Annotated in this window: 14 protein-coding genes; 3 read left to right on the top strand and 11 right to left on the bottom strand. The window is 67.0% G+C overall.

The genetic code is table 11. The features are described from left to right. Window position 1 precedes the first annotated feature (1 nt). On the top strand, window positions 2-1915 hold the full coding sequence (locus H6717_29010; GenBank protein ID MCB9581104.1) for a PAS domain S-box protein: 1914 nt from the start codon (window positions 2-4) through the stop codon (window positions 1913-1915). A gap of 11 nt (window positions 1916-1926) precedes the next feature. Here the strand turns inward: H6717_29010 and H6717_29005 are convergent, their stop codons facing one another. The 7 genes from H6717_29005 to H6717_28975 all read right to left on the bottom strand — a co-directional run bounded on the left by H6717_29005 (window position 1927) and on the right by H6717_28975 (window position 8862). After that, window positions 1927-2562 carry a hypothetical protein gene (locus tag H6717_29005; protein MCB9581103.1) on the bottom strand — a complete coding sequence of 212 codons (636 nt, stop codon included), beginning with the start codon at window positions 2560-2562 and terminating at the stop codon, window positions 1927-1929. Beyond that, a complete protein-coding gene (locus tag H6717_29000; protein MCB9581102.1) occupies window positions 2559-3164 on the bottom strand; it encodes a class I SAM-dependent methyltransferase in 606 nt (201 codons plus the stop codon). The genes H6717_29005 and H6717_29000 overlap by 4 nt, the downstream gene beginning before the upstream one ends. Before the next feature lie 26 nt (window positions 3165-3190). Next, complete coding sequence (locus H6717_28995; GenBank protein ID MCB9581101.1) at window positions 3191-3961, bottom strand: hypothetical protein; 771 nt, start codon at window positions 3959-3961, stop codon at window positions 3191-3193. Next, window positions 3958-4278 carry a hypothetical protein gene (locus H6717_28990; GenBank protein MCB9581100.1) on the bottom strand — a complete coding sequence of 107 codons (321 nt, stop codon included), beginning with the start codon at window positions 4276-4278 and terminating at the stop codon, window positions 3958-3960. The genes H6717_28995 and H6717_28990 overlap by 4 nt, the downstream gene beginning before the upstream one ends. Window positions 4279-4365: 87 nt before the next feature. After that, complete coding sequence (locus H6717_28985; protein ID MCB9581099.1) at window positions 4366-5751, bottom strand: MATE family efflux transporter; 1386 nt, start codon at window positions 5749-5751, stop codon at window positions 4366-4368. Between the two features lie 350 nt (window positions 5752-6101). Continuing rightward, window positions 6102-7865 (bottom strand): long-chain fatty acid--CoA ligase, encoded by a 1764-nt coding sequence (locus H6717_28980; protein ID MCB9581098.1) that lies wholly within the window; start codon window positions 7863-7865, stop codon window positions 6102-6104. A 112-nt stretch (window positions 7866-7977) separates the two neighbouring features. Then, window positions 7978-8862: a hypothetical protein gene (locus H6717_28975; GenBank protein ID MCB9581097.1), complete on the bottom strand. Its 885-nt coding sequence runs from the start codon at window positions 8860-8862 to the stop codon at window positions 7978-7980. Between the two features lie 58 nt (window positions 8863-8920). Between H6717_28975 and H6717_28970 the strand changes: the two genes are divergently transcribed. Together H6717_28970 and H6717_28965 are read left to right on the top strand one after the other, a co-directional pair. Then, window positions 8921-9496 (top strand): hypothetical protein, encoded by a 576-nt coding sequence (locus tag H6717_28970; protein ID MCB9581096.1) that lies wholly within the window; start codon window positions 8921-8923, stop codon window positions 9494-9496. Between the two features lie 65 nt (window positions 9497-9561). Further along, window positions 9562-10521, top strand: a complete 960-nt coding sequence (locus tag H6717_28965; GenBank protein ID MCB9581095.1) for a hypothetical protein — start codon at window positions 9562-9564, stop codon at window positions 10519-10521. Window positions 10522-10570: 49 nt separating this feature from the next. Here the strand turns inward: H6717_28965 and H6717_28960 are convergent, their stop codons facing one another. From H6717_28960 to H6717_28945, 4 genes are all read right to left on the bottom strand, one after another. Continuing rightward, window positions 10571-11233 carry a hypothetical protein gene (locus tag H6717_28960; protein MCB9581094.1) on the bottom strand — a complete coding sequence of 221 codons (663 nt, stop codon included), beginning with the start codon at window positions 11231-11233 and terminating at the stop codon, window positions 10571-10573. Between the two features lie 49 nt (window positions 11234-11282). Beyond that, window positions 11283-12377 (bottom strand): exo-alpha-sialidase, encoded by a 1095-nt coding sequence (locus H6717_28955; GenBank protein ID MCB9581093.1) that lies wholly within the window; start codon window positions 12375-12377, stop codon window positions 11283-11285. Beyond that, window positions 12378-12647 (bottom strand): MoaD/ThiS family protein, encoded by a 270-nt coding sequence (locus H6717_28950; protein MCB9581092.1) that lies wholly within the window; start codon window positions 12645-12647, stop codon window positions 12378-12380. Window positions 12648-12749: 102 nt separating this feature from the next. Continuing rightward, entirely contained in the window at window positions 12750-13595 is an 846-nt protein-coding gene (locus H6717_28945) for a hypothetical protein (GenBank protein ID MCB9581091.1), read from the bottom strand. Window positions 13596-13604: the final 9 nt, after the last annotated feature.

Here is a 13604-nt window from a genome sequence, read left to right as displayed (position 1 = left end):
AATGTCCAGAGAGGAGGGAAGCGCCGGGGGTGTGGTGTCTTCGGACGCCGCGCTTTCTCCTTCCTTGCTGCGCGCGATGCTCGACCAGAGCGAGCATTTCATGGCGCTCTTGGATCTGGACGGCAACGTGGTGGACGTCAACCAGACCGCCCTCGCTCTGGCAGATCTGGAAGCTGACGCCGTGCGGGGAAGGCCGTTCTGGGAGACGCCCTGGTGGGCGCATTCTACGGAGCTCGCACTGCTCGTCAGGGCGGCCACTCGCCAGGCCCTCGCGGGGGACACGGTTCGATTCATCGCCAGTCACGTGACACGCAGCGGAGACACGCGCTTCGTCGACTTCTCCGTCAAGGCGCTCATGGGTCCCGACGGGCCGATGTACCTGATGCCCGAGGGGCGGGACATCACCGAGCTGCAGGATGCAAAGCTGCGCTTGGAGGAGAGCGAGCGACGCTATCGACAGATCTTCGACACGAACACGGCAGTGAAGATCGTGATCGATCCGACGACGGCGAGCATCGTGGACGCCAACGATGCCGCGGTCCGGTTTTACGGCTTCTCCAAGCCGGAGCTCCTGAGCAAGACGATTCTGGACATCAACGTCGCGCCGCACGAGCAAATCCTGGAAGAAATGGACCGGGCCCGCAGCGAGCGGCGCTTGTTCTTCAACTTCCAGCATCGGCTCGCGAGCGGCGAGGTGCGCGACGTCGAGGTGTACTCGGGGCCGATCACGGTGGGCGGAGACAGCCTCCTGCATTCGATCGTCATCGACGTCACCGAGCGGCGCCGTCTCGAGGAGCAGTTGCGTCGCGCCCAGAGAATGGAGGCCGTCGGCCAGCTCGCCGGTGGCATCGCGCACGACTTCAACAACCTGCTGACGGTGATTCTGGGATACGTGGAGCTCGGACGGCGATCCCTCTCCGGCGACCACCCGGCCCGTGGCAGCGTGGAGGAGATCGGCGACGCCGCGCAACGGGCGGCGGAGATCACCGGGCAGCTCCTGGCGCTTGCGCGCAAGCAGGTCGCCGAACCCGAGCTCGTGGATCTCAACGGGCTGGTTCTTCGTCTGGACCGCCTGTTGCGGCGCCTCATCGGTGAAGACGTGGAGCTCGTCACCCTCTTCGGCGAAGAGCTCCCGGCGGTGCTGGTCGACCCCGGTCGCTTCGAGCAGCTGTTGGTGAATCTCGCGGTGAACGCCCGCGATGCAATGCCGGCAGGCGGTCGGTTGACGATCGCGACGGACATCCAAGACGATGAAGAAGACTGCCGTTGGGTGGTGCTGCGCGTGACCGATACGGGGATCGGCATGTCGGCAGAGGTTCGCGCGCACATCTTCGAGCCGTTCTTCACGACCAAGCGGGACGGCGGCAGCGGTCTCGGCTTGGCCACGAGCTCGAGCATCGTGGAGCAAGCGGGCGGCCGCATTGCGGTGCACAGCGAAGTGTCCAAGGGCACGACCTTCGAAATCCTACTGCCGGCTGCAGAGGGCCCCGCAGTCGAGCCCGTTGCTCGAACCGTGTCCGAACCGCCGCGCGGGGAGGGGACGCTGTTGGTCGCGGAGGACGAGCCCGCGGTCCACCGTCTCATCGTGAGCACCCTTCGAAGAGCGGGGTACACGGTGCTGGAAGCTTTCAATGGTCACGAGGCGCTCGCCAGCCTGGAGCAGCACGAAGGCCCCTTGGACCTGGTCGTCACCGACGTGGTGATGCCGCTGATGGGAGGACAAGAGCTGGCGAAGCGCCTGTGGCGGGAGCGACCCCGGTTGCCGGTGCTGTTCATTTCCGGCTATCCGCGCGACCTCGACGAGCTGGTGCTGAGTGGCGACAACGTGGCGTTCCTGGCCAAGCCGTTCGCTCCAGATGCCCTGGCCGCCAGGGTCCACGGCCTGCTCGCGCGCCGTAGCGCCACGCCGAGTTGAGCCGGCGCGCGCTATCCCTCACGGCGAAGGAGCACGGCCGCACGACGGAAATGGTCGCGCGTCGCGGCGGGGACATCCGTCCTGCGGCTGGCGTCGTAATATGCGCGGGCAATGCGTTCCTCGAGGGCGCGTGTCTTGCTCGCGTTGGGCGAGAAACGCTGGGGGCCGTAGTCGTAGACCGTCACGCTGACGACGTAGTCGCTCAGGCTGCTCTCCGGGCGGAGCGGGATGGAGGTCGGCACGACCAGCTCGTCCACGCCGTCGCCGTCTACGTCTTGGACCCAACGGATGAGCGGCGCCAGGCGCAGCGCCAGTGGGCGGGTGCCACCCACGTGGCGCCAGCCCACCGTGGACGTCGACAAGCAGAAGCCCGAACGAGCCGGCAGCGCGACCTGCGCGGTCCAGTAGTGGCCGCTGCCGCTGGGGCCGGCCACGCTGACCGTGAAGCTCCCGTTCTTCGCCGCGAGCCGCTCCACGGGGCCTTCCGTCTCGCCGTCACCGCAAGGGAAACCCCGGTCGCCGGTCACCCATCGGGCAGGGCGCGCTACCTCGAGCGCTCCGGACTCGACGCTCGTGCTCCGTTCGGCCGGGGCGTGGGTCGAGCAGGCCAGCAGGAGAAGCGCCGTCGATGGCAGGAGCGGCTTCACGGGCGCTTCCCGCGTACCAAGCAGTCGATGGCAACGCGCGGCCCGTCGTCCGTTTCCACGGGCCGCTCCACGGGGCCGGCCTTTTCGATCTGCAGCCGCCCTCCGAGCGCCGCCACCACCTGATCCGCGGTGTACAGCACGCTTGGATGCTGCGGGCCGCCGTAGCCGTGCTCGAGATTCGCGGAATCGTGGCCCACCAAGAGGAACGTGCCGCCCGGAGCCACGGCGTCCGCACCGCGGGCGATGATGGGCGCGAGCTCGTGCTGGGGGATTTGAAGATACAGGATCACGACGAGATCGAACGCTCCCGCCTCGGGCTCGTAGTTGCGAAGGTCGGAGACCGTCCGCTGTACGCGCTCCGCTACGCCGCGTGCCTCCGCAAGCTGCTTGGCCTTGTCCAGGGCGACGTCGGAGAAGTCCACGGCGACGACGCGCCAGCCCTGCTCGGCGAGCCACACCGCGTTGCGCCCTTCGCCGGCGGCGAGATCCAACGCCTTGCCGGGGGTGAGCTGCTTCGCTTCGGCGACCAGGAACCGATTGGCGTCGGCGGTCCAGATCAGCTCTTTGGCGGCGTAACGCTGGTTCCAGTCTTCGCGGTCCATGCTCGCAGCATGGTACCGCATCTGCCTCAGCGGGAGTCTGGCCCCGCGTCCGACAAGGACATCATCGCCATTCGCTTGCGGTAGCCCTGGGGCGGGAAGAACGCCCACCACAGGGCGATGGCGGATACCGTTGCCAACACGGAAACCGTGGTGATCGCCCACAGGTGATCGCGCAGCCCCGTGTGATACACGAGCCGGTGCAGGACCGGGACCACGTAGGCCAGCGCCGAGGCCAGCATGGCCAAGCCCCACAGCCCGACGCGCTGCACCACCAAGGGCTCCGCCAAGCCGATGCGAGCGCGGCGCCGGAGCTGCCGGTGGAAACGGAAGCACTCGAAGGACAGCCAAGTGGGGGCCAGGCCTCGGACGACGAGGGCGAGGGGGATCCAGGGGCCGGAAGAGAGCTGTGTGTCCGAGTAGCGGAGGTATTCGCCCGTCGAAAGCTCCGCGGCGAACACCGACGCCGCGAGCACGAAGAAGAGCGTGACGGTGGCCTTGGCCCATGCCTTCTTCTGGTGAAACACGCGCCACGCGAACAGCGCCATCGCGCTGCAGCCGATGTACTCGAAGCAAAGCCCGAGGATGGTCAACGGCGTGCGCAGCTCGGGATGTCCGACTATCAACACCTTGCCGATCGTCCCGACGGCGAACGCCAAGAATCCGGCGCACAACAGCGCCAGGGCCATGAATAGCTCTGGCGCCTTGCGGGTGCGCTTGAACAGCCACAAGAGGCGGCTGCCCACCACTAGGGACACCAGCATGAAGAGCGCGACGCCGAACAAGATCGCGTACTTCATGACTTCGACCTTCCGCCATCCAAGCGTTCGAATACGTCGTAAGCGGTTTCGCCCTGGCGCTCCTGGCTGACTGCGCCCTTGAGCTCCGCAGCGAGAGCGCGGCACAGCGCGGCCGCGTCGGCCACCTTGCGCTTCTGCAGCGCGGAAGCCATCAGCCGCTCGAGCACCACCTGCATCTGGTACACGGCCACGCTGGTGGGGTCGAGGCCGGCGTTCTTCAACACCAGGCGCACCGTCCCCCGCGCCTCGAGGCGCGACAGGTGCGTGCGCTGTTCCAGCGCAGTGGCCACCCAGTCGAACGCCTCGGATTCCGCCATGATCTTCTCGCAGCGTAGCGCAGCTGGGTAGGCTGGCGAAAAAGACGTCCCCGCCGGGCCCTCGATGGCCGGCGGGGATGTCACCTGTCAGCTCGTGGCGGGCGCCGGAACGCGCGAGGTCGGTGCTCGATCGAGCTCCGCGCGGGAGCGTCCCGCCGCCGTCCGCCAACCGCCCCGTTCGAGGCGCCACCAGAGCGCCGCGGCTCCTGCAACGATCTCGATGCACAGCCCAATCCAACCACCCAGAGCGCCGAGCCCCAGGTGGATGCCGAGGAGCCAGGTGAGGGTCGGCGTGCACAGCCAGGCGATAGTGACCGAGATCACCGCCGAGTAGCGTACGTCTCCGGTTCCTCGAAGGACCGAGCGAGCCACGCCGTTGGCTCCGTCGAACACCTGGAACACCGCGGCGACGTACAGGAGCTGTACCGTGAGCGCGATGACCCGAGCGTCCGTCGTGAAGGCTCGTGCCAAGGGGCCCGCGAACAGCACGAAGCCGAGGGCACAGCTCCCGGTGTACGCGCTGGCGAGAGCGAAGGCGCGTCGTGCGACGGGGCGCACGAGATCGTCTTCGTTGGCGCCGACGGCTTGCCCGACGAGGACCGACGCGGCCTCGCCCAGCGCCATCGCGGGCAGGAACGAGAAGTGGCACAGCTGCAGCGCGATCTGGTGCGCCGCCACGTCCACTTCTCCGACCCGCGCCAGGAGCGCGACGAGAACCGTGAAGGAGCCGACCTCCAGCACGAACTGCAGTCCCATGGGTAATCCCAGGGAGAGCAGCCGCGACACCTCGCGCAGCCGAACGGGCGCGATGCCGTCCGTCGTCCGCAGCGTGATGAACAGCATCAAGCCCGCTTCCACCACGTAGCCGGCGACCGTGGCCCAGGCCGCGCCGCGCACGCCGAGGCCGAGGCCCCAGATGAACGCCGCATCCAGCGCCACGTTGGTGACGTTGGCGGCCAGCGTCGCCACCATGGGTGAGCGCGTGTCACCCAGACCGTAGCGACTCTCCTTGAGCGCAATGGAGACGAGAGCGACGGGCGCTCCCAGGTTCCGGACCCAGAGGTAATCGGCGGCCAGCGCGCCGGCGTGGCCCTGCTGGACCAGATCCGGCAGCACGCGAACCAAGAGCCGACCGCCGAGCACGGCGATGGCACCGAGCCCGAGCGCCAAGACGACCGCCGCGCTCACCACGGCGCGGACGTCGTCCCGGCGCCCGGCGCCCACGGCTTGGCTCACGACTACCTTGGCCGAGCGAAGTGCGCCGAACCCGAAGCAGATCAGAGTGAACGACGTCACGCCGCCGATGCCCACGGCAGCGAGCGCCGAAGCCCCGAGCCGGCCGACGAAGAGCGTGTCGACCAGCGTCATGATGCTGTACGAGAGCATCGAGACGGCGATCGGCCACGCCAGCCGCACCAACTCGGGGACGGGTTTGTATTTCCAGAGCAGACTTTGTCGAAAGGGGGGATTCATGACGTTCTCCGAAAGCAAAAAAAACCGCGGGGACCCGAAGGTGCCCGCGGCAGGAAAACCGGCTTTTTGTGCCTGATCAGCGCATGAGACGCCTCTCGTTCCCGGCCGCGAGCAGATGCCCATAGGCGAGCACGTCCACGAAGGACGGCGCCGGCATCGGCTTGTGAATGGTGCGCTGGGAATTCATGGAGGGTTCCTTGGCTCTCCCCGCAGAGATGTCACGCGCGGGGCGCGCCGTCAAGATGGACGCGTAGCGAGACGTTTCCGCGCCGGACCAACAAGACCTGTCTGATTCAGGATCAGGGGATTGTCGGTGCGGCGCGGTGCCGTCGCGAAGCTCGCGAAAGCGCTCAGTTATACAGGGCGTCGAGCTGGGCTTCGTACTTGGCCAGCACGTTGCGGCGCTTGAGCTTCAGGGTGGGCGTGAGGAGGCCGTTGTCGGTGGTGAAGTCCTCGGCCGTGATCATGAACTTCTTCGGACGCTCGAAGCCCTTGAAGTTCTGGCCGCGCTCTGCGAGCTCCTTCTCGAGGAGCTTTCGCACCTCGTCGCTCTTCTCCACGTTGCCCAAGTCGACGCCGTTTTCGGAGGCCCACTTCTTGAGGGCGTCCGGATCGGGCACCACCAGCGCCACGTTGTAGGGCTTGTTGGCGCCGTGGATCATCACGTTGGCGATGAAGGGCGAGAGCTTGAGCTCCTCTTCCAGCGGCGCCGGGACCACGTACTTGCCGTTCTCGAGCTTGTACTGCTCCTTGATGCGGCCCGTGATGTAGAGGTAGCCGTCCTCGTCCACGTAGCCCATGTCACCGCTACGGAAGGTGCGATCCGGGAGCAGGACCTTGTCGTTCTCTTCCGGACGGTTGTGATAGCCCTGCATGATGTTGGGGCCCTTGATCAGGATCTCCCCGTGCTTGGCGTCGCCGGTGACTTCCTTGTCGATGCTGATGGTGACGTGAGGGATGGCCTTGCCCACGCTGCCGATCTTGCGATTGCCGGGGAAGTTCGCGGTGGCGATGGGGCTGGTCTCCGTGAGGCCATAGCCCTCGTACACCTCGATGCCCAATGCATCGATGAACTCCGCCACCTCTTTGCTGAGGGCCGCGCTGCCGCTCACGGCGAAGCGCAGCCGTCCGCCGAAGCGCTCGCGGATCTTGGAGAAGATGATGCTGTCCGCCAAGGACAGGCCGATGCCGCCCATGAAGCCGATGCTCTCCCCTCGGCTCTTCTTGGTGGCGTTCTTGATGGCGGAATGGAACAGGTTCTGGATGAAGCCCGGCTTCTCCGTCATCTGCTTGTTCACGCCGTCATAGATGCGATTGAAGATGCGCGGGACGGCGAACAAGATCGTGGGCTTCACCTCGGCCAGGTTGGCCACCAGGTTCGGGATGTCGTCGTTGATGCCCATGGAGGCGCCCATCGACAAGAGCGCGTGAAGCTCGCAGGTTTGGCCGAAGGAGTGGGCCCAGGGCAAGAACGAGAGCGAGCGGTCGTCCGTGGCAAAGGGAAAGATGTCGTGGACGGCGTTGATGTTGCTGGTGATGTTGCCGTGGCTGAGGATCACGCCCTTGGGGTTGCCAGTGGTTCCGGAGGTGTAGATGAAGCCGGCCGTGTCCCCAGGCTCCGGATGCTCCGCGTCCACCGGGTTCTTCTCCCCGACAGTGAGCAGGTGCGCGTAGGAGTGGTCGTCCTTCTCGTCCGCCTCGAGACCGATGACATGCTCGAGGGCTTCCACCTGATCCCGAATGCCCTTGAGCTTGTCGTAGATCTCGTTGGTGGCGCCGATGGCGATCTTCGCCGAGCAGTCCTCGATGATGAACTTCCACTCGTCGGTCTTTTGCGCTTCGTACATGGGCACGAAGGCGGCCTTCAGTCCGTAGGTGGCGTAGGCGGCGACGGCCCATTCCACGCGGTTGTTGGCGATGATGGCGACCTTGTCCCCGGGCCCCACACCCAAGCTCTTGAGCCCGCCGCGGAACTGGTCGACGAGCTTCTTGAACTCGTCGTAGTGCATCCATTCCCAGCTGCTGCCGTTCTTGGTTCCGAACAGCTCTCGGCTCGCGTACTTCTCGCAGCTCTTTTCCCAGAGATCGACGAGGTTCTTGAACTTGTCCGCCATGACCTGACCCACTCCTCATTAGCGCGGAAGGGGAGCTCCCTCGCGGCCCGGAACCTTAGGTGCGAGCCGTCTCTTGGTCAATGACGAGCGCCGCATCCTGCAGGACGTCGGGTCAGCCCCGGCCGAAGCGGCATTCGTCCCGGACCTGGGAGCTGGTCCGTAGGTAGTCGTCGCTCTCGAACCAGCGTTTTGCCCGGGGCGTGATGGGACCCACCTGCAGCGCCGGCTCCCATCTCACCGGTCGGCCCCGAGGGTCCACGACCCGACCTTCCGCCAGCTCCCGGGTGGCCTCGGCCAGCGGTAGCTGAGCGAGATCGCGCTCCAGGGCCCGGAAGCGTCCTTCGATTTCCGGATCTGCGAACTTGGAGAACTTTCCGTACAGCACCGCGTTGTGGAAGTGCGACGGATGATTGAGCAGGCCGTCGGCGCGCACGCGGACGGCGATGAGCTTGAGCAGATAGCCAAAGTGGGGAAAGAGACCGAGCCCCGGATGCTCCTGCTCCGGTAGCGGCGGTCGATCCGGCAAGAACTCGCGCCGGGGGTCCTGCATCAGGAGCCAGCCGATGAACAGGAAGCTGCAGGCCTGTCCGTTCGGAAGCTCGGCTTCACGCACGCTGGCAGCGAGCTCGATGAGCAGGTGCTCGCGATTTCGGACGCCGTCGAAGATGCGAAGCTTGTGATCGTCGGGGTCCGACACGTCGAGGGAGAGCTTGGGGTCGAAGCCGCGCTCGCGCAGCAGATCGAAGAAGCCGTAGCGTTCGAAGGCGAGGCTGCCGCCCTTCTCGGAGTACGTTCCCAAGAAGTGGTGGTCGCGATGACGGCGGTCGAAGAGCTCGCTGGAGATCTCGGCGTCCAGGTCGGGAGCGTCTTCTTCGTAGAGCTCTTCGCGACTCAGCGACCGGAACACGCGTTCGTAGTCCTGGACGAAGGGCGGCTGGGACGCTCCCTTGCGGAAGCGAGCCAACGCGCGCTCGAGGAGCTTCCATACCTTCGCCACGAGCCCATCCTAAGCCGAGCCTCTTGGCAGGCGTAGCCGGGCTTGGTAGCCGACGATCATGGGCTTGTGGGATCGACTGCGGGGGCGGAGGGCGCAGGGTCCCGTCGAGTCGAGCCCGGTGCCGTGGCTCTCGGACCCGGTGTGGTCGGCTTGGCCCCACGAACCGGGGAAGAAATGGCGCTGCCCCGTGGATCGCCCCTGGGTGCTGGCCGTCTGGGATTCCGACCGCGAGCGTGCCCCGCGCTGGCCGGTGCCCGAGGGCGCCACCGTGCCGGAGCCCGGCTCCGTGGCGGACAACACGGCACTGCTCGCAACGACACCGGGCACGGGGCGCGGTACCCGCTCGCCCGTCTGGCCGGTGTGCTGCGAGCGGCTCTCGACGCTGATCTGGAACGAGGGGGTCGGGCCGAGCATCCCGGAGATCGAAGCGGCGGTAGGCCCCCTCGACCGCGCGTACCTCGAGCAGGAGGTGCTCACCGAGTGGGGGCCTCCAGAGCACGCCCCTGCGCTCCTCGAGCAAGGCTTCGGCCCGACGCTGGAGCGCATCCGTCGCGGCAAGCTCGACAAGAGCGGCGTGAACTTGTTTCAGTGTCGAAGCTGCGGGCGGCTGTATCTCGCGTCGTGCAAGCCCTGACTTGATCGCCATCACGGTCGCGTTTGTACGAACGCGTCACCGTAGTCAGGTCAGGAGGTGTGCAGATGTCGACTCTCGGCACGCGGATAGGGCTCATCGTGGTGTTTTGCACGAGTGCGGCGACGGCGCAGTCCATCAAGGCGGATCACACGACCCTCGACGTGGACGTCATCCCGAGCTCCGCCCTGGACGCGGCGCGAGCGCTGCACATGAGCCTCGATCACGCGTCCGTGGGGGGAAATATCTTGGACGGGATGAACGACCTCGCGAGCGCCGACGCGAGCCGCTATGCGTTTCCGAACTGGTACTGGCACGAGCGCGGCAATCCGGGCTGGCAGCCCAAGGTGGATCAGTTCACGGATTGGGTCACCGCGCACCAGAGCGAGTACGACGTGATGCAGATGAAGTTCTGTTTCATCGACGACGACGCCAACTTCACGTACTACCGTGACGCGATGCTGGCGCTGGAAACGGCGCACCCCACGAAGCAGTTCGTGTGGTGGACGATGCCGATCGAAACGAGCGGAAACCAAAACCGCGACGCCTTCAACAGCGCCGTGCGCAGCTACGCCCAGGCCAACGACAAGCCGCTGTACGACATTGCCGCCATCGAGAGCCACGATGCGTCCGGCGCGCCGAGGACCGAGGGCGGCTTCGAGGCGATGGTCGAGGCCTACTCCAGCGACGGCGGACACCTGAACGCGACCGGGCGGCTCCGCGCTGCCAAGGGCATGTGGTGGATGATGGCGCGCCTCGGCGGCTGGGATCCCGGCGGCGGCGGTACAGGCGGAACCGGGGGCTCGTCCAGTGGAGGCGGCAGCTCCCTGGGCGGAACGAGCTCGGGTGGCACCAGCGCGGGCGGCGCGTCGAGCGGCGGCACCAGCGCCGCGGGCAGCAGCGGCGGCCCGGCCTCGAGCTCCGGAGACGACTCCGGCTGCAACGTCGGCGGCCATGGCGCACCGAGCCCGTGGCTCGCCGCGCTGACGCTTCTCGGAGCCGCGGCGCTCGGGCGTCGCCGTAGCTGAGCGCGCGCGGGTCGCTCGCCCTCGGCGACGACGCTCCGGTCCCCGCTCTTCAGTACGGGTCTTCCGCTTTGCCCTGCTCGACGGCGTTCCACAGCTCGAGGAACTTCGCGCGCACCCAGGGGTGAAGAGCGTCGGAAGTCGAGACCGGGAGCTTGGCCGAGCGGATGAGCTCTTGCACGTCCGCAAGGTCCTTGAGGCGATGAGGCGCGACCATGCCGGAGGCGAGCTTGAGCTCGATCCATCGCTCCACCGGCAGAAGCGCAAACGGCGCACCGCGGATGGCAGTAGTCGCGGGATCCGGGAACGCGATGGGCTTGGGCTTGTCGTCACCCGGATACCTTCCCGTGCTCAACACGTCCACGTGGACCCCGAGCTCCGTATCGATCAGCTTGCCCGTGCCGGGTACCCGCTCCGCGTATCCGTGGCCCAACCACTTTCGCTTGAAGCGCTGAAGGTCCTCCTCTCTCATGACCAAGTCGACGTTTACGGTCACCCTGCGATGCCCGTACTGGTTCAAGGCCAGCGCGCCGATCATGGCGTAGGGGATCTCGTCCGCTTCGAGGATGGAAACGATCTTTTGCGCAGCCCGCTGAGCTTCCGATTCCCCCTCGAAAAACCTCCAACAGTAATCGACGTTCTCTGTCAGTCGGGCAGCTTCCTCGGGGGTGCGAAACCCGATCCCCCAATCTTGCTCTGGGCCTGACGACGACATGCTCGTTCGAGGCTATCTCAGGATTGCAGCTCGGGCCATGCGAAGGCCATCAGGCGTAGCGCACGGAGTAGATCGGTGGCAGGTGGCTCGCGACGGCGTGCCAGTGGTCGCCCTGGTCGGCGGTGGTCCACAGGTTTCCCGTGGTGCAGCCGAAGGCCAGCTGGTTGCCGTCGCCGGCGATGTCCAGCGCGTGGCGATACACGAGATCGTACGCGAAGCGTTGGGGTAGCCCTTCACGCAAGGTCTCGAAGCTCTTGCCGCCGTCGCGCGTGCGGGTGACCACCACCTCGCCTTCGATGGGCGCGCGCTTCTGGTCGGAGTGCGACGGAACGAACCAGGCGGTGAGCGGATCCTTCGGGTGCACGGCTACCGGGAAGCCAAAGCTCGACGGCTGGGCGTGGAGCTCGGTCCAGCTCTCGAGGTCGTTGTCCGAGCGCCAGATCCCCATGTGGTGCTGGCACCAGAACACCTCCGGAGCCGCCGGGCACTGAACCACGCAGTGCGGGTCTTGGTTCTCCGGCCAGTCCGCCTGCTCCGGCGGGACGTAGCCCGCGCGCATGCCTTTCGTGTGCGGCTCCCAGCTCTCGCCGGCGTCCTTGGTGCGCCACACGCCGCCGCTGGAGACGGCGACGACGACCATCTTCGGGTCTCGCGGGTCCACGCAAATGGAGTGGATGGCCGCGTGATCCGCGCCGCCGCCGTTCCACTTCACCCGCGTGGGGTGGTTCCACAGCGATTCGATCAGCTTCCAGCTCTCGCCGCGATCCTCCGAGCGGAACAGGCCGCCGGGCATCGTGCCGCACCACAGCGCGCCGTCCTTGTCCAGCGCTGGCGCCAGCGCCCAGATGTTCTTCGTCGCCCACTCGCGCTCGCGCCCCCACATGTCCTTGTCCTCGAAGCCCTCGGGCTTCGGCGGGTAGGCGGGCAGGGCGATCTCCTTCCAGGTCTCGCCGTGGTCCTCCGAGCGATGCAGCTTCACGCCAAAGTGCCCGTGATCCAAGACGGCGTACCAGCTGTCGTCGCGACGATCCACGAGGGTGAGGGGAACGTTGTCCCCGAGGAACATGGCGCGCGAGAGCTTCGCCTCGGCGCCTTGTCCTTCGACCACGAACAGACCCTTGCGGGTCGAAACCAAGAGCGTCATCTATCCTCCCGACAGGGCCTGCATCACGTACAGCTCGGAGCCGGCAGCGACCGGATCCGAGAGAGCCTCGCGGTCGCTCAGCTGGCGACCATCCACGAACACGACCATGTGCTTGCGCAGCACCCCGCGCTCGTCGAGGACGTAGCCCCTGAGGCGCGGATTGTTCTCGAACACGCGATCGAGCACCTCGCGCACCGTTGCGCCGGCGGCCTCCACGGTGGGGCACGCCACGTGCCGCCGGAGATTCTCGGTGAACGCCACGACCGCCACGCCGGGCAGGCTACCAGAGCATCGGATTCCAAGGAATCAGCGACGGTGCTTGCATCCGAGCACGTCCATTTTCATTGGATTGTCGCTGCGGCGCGAGCCCCGTCACGCTCGCTTTCGCCGTCCCAGGCTCAGCCCGGCCAGCAGTAGAAGCGCGGCCCACGCACTGCCGGTGCGTGCGTCGTGGTTCTCGAAGGAGCAGGAGCATCCGCCGCTGTCGGAGCTGCCGCCGCCGGGACCGGCCGGCAAGGTGCCGCCGTCGCCCGGGGGCGTGGTGCCGCCGTCGGGCGTTGGCGTGGTGCCGCCGTCTCCGCTGCTGGAGCCGCCGAGGGTCACCGTCACGCTTGCCGCGGGACCGAAGGCGAAGCCGTCGTGGGCGCGGAGTCGAAGCTCGATGCTTCCGGTGACGCCGGGCAGATCCTTGGCCGCGTCCCACGTCACGCTGCCCGGCGCGCCGGCAGGGGACGACGACAGCGACGGCCCCGCGTCTCCGCTGCCGCCTTGCAGCGTTACCGGCGTCGCGCTTCCGTTCTGCACCATCATCACTTCCAGCGTGCAGGGGTCCGAGTCGAGATCGAGGATCTTGAACGGAATGGCGATGGCGCCGGAGCCGCTGACGGCGCTCGCGTCCGGCTGCACCGTGGCAAGCGCCTCCGTGAGAACGGAGCCGACGTCGCCACCGACGCCGGCGAAGATTTGATGTGCGCCGCCGGGTCCGCCGGAGACGTCGGGCGTGAGACCGGGATCGCTGCCCCAGTACAGGATCTTCACCCACCCGCCGCCGCCACCACCGCCCGGGCTACAAGGCAGATTGAGAGGTGTGCAGGGCGCGTCACCGCCGGCGCCACCCTTGGCGGAGAGGGTGCCCGTCACGTTGAGCTGCCCGGCTATCAGCGCGATGCCACCGCCGGAGCCGCCGCCGCTGCCGCTCTTCGTGCCGCTGTAGGTCACGCTGCCGCC

This window comes from Polyangiaceae bacterium (assembly GCA_020633235.1).
Classification (GTDB): domain Bacteria; phylum Myxococcota_A; class Polyangia; order Polyangiales; family Polyangiaceae; genus JACKEA01.
The sequence above is the reverse complement of the archived record's forward strand: the minus strand, read 5'-3'. Positions and strand labels throughout refer to the sequence as shown.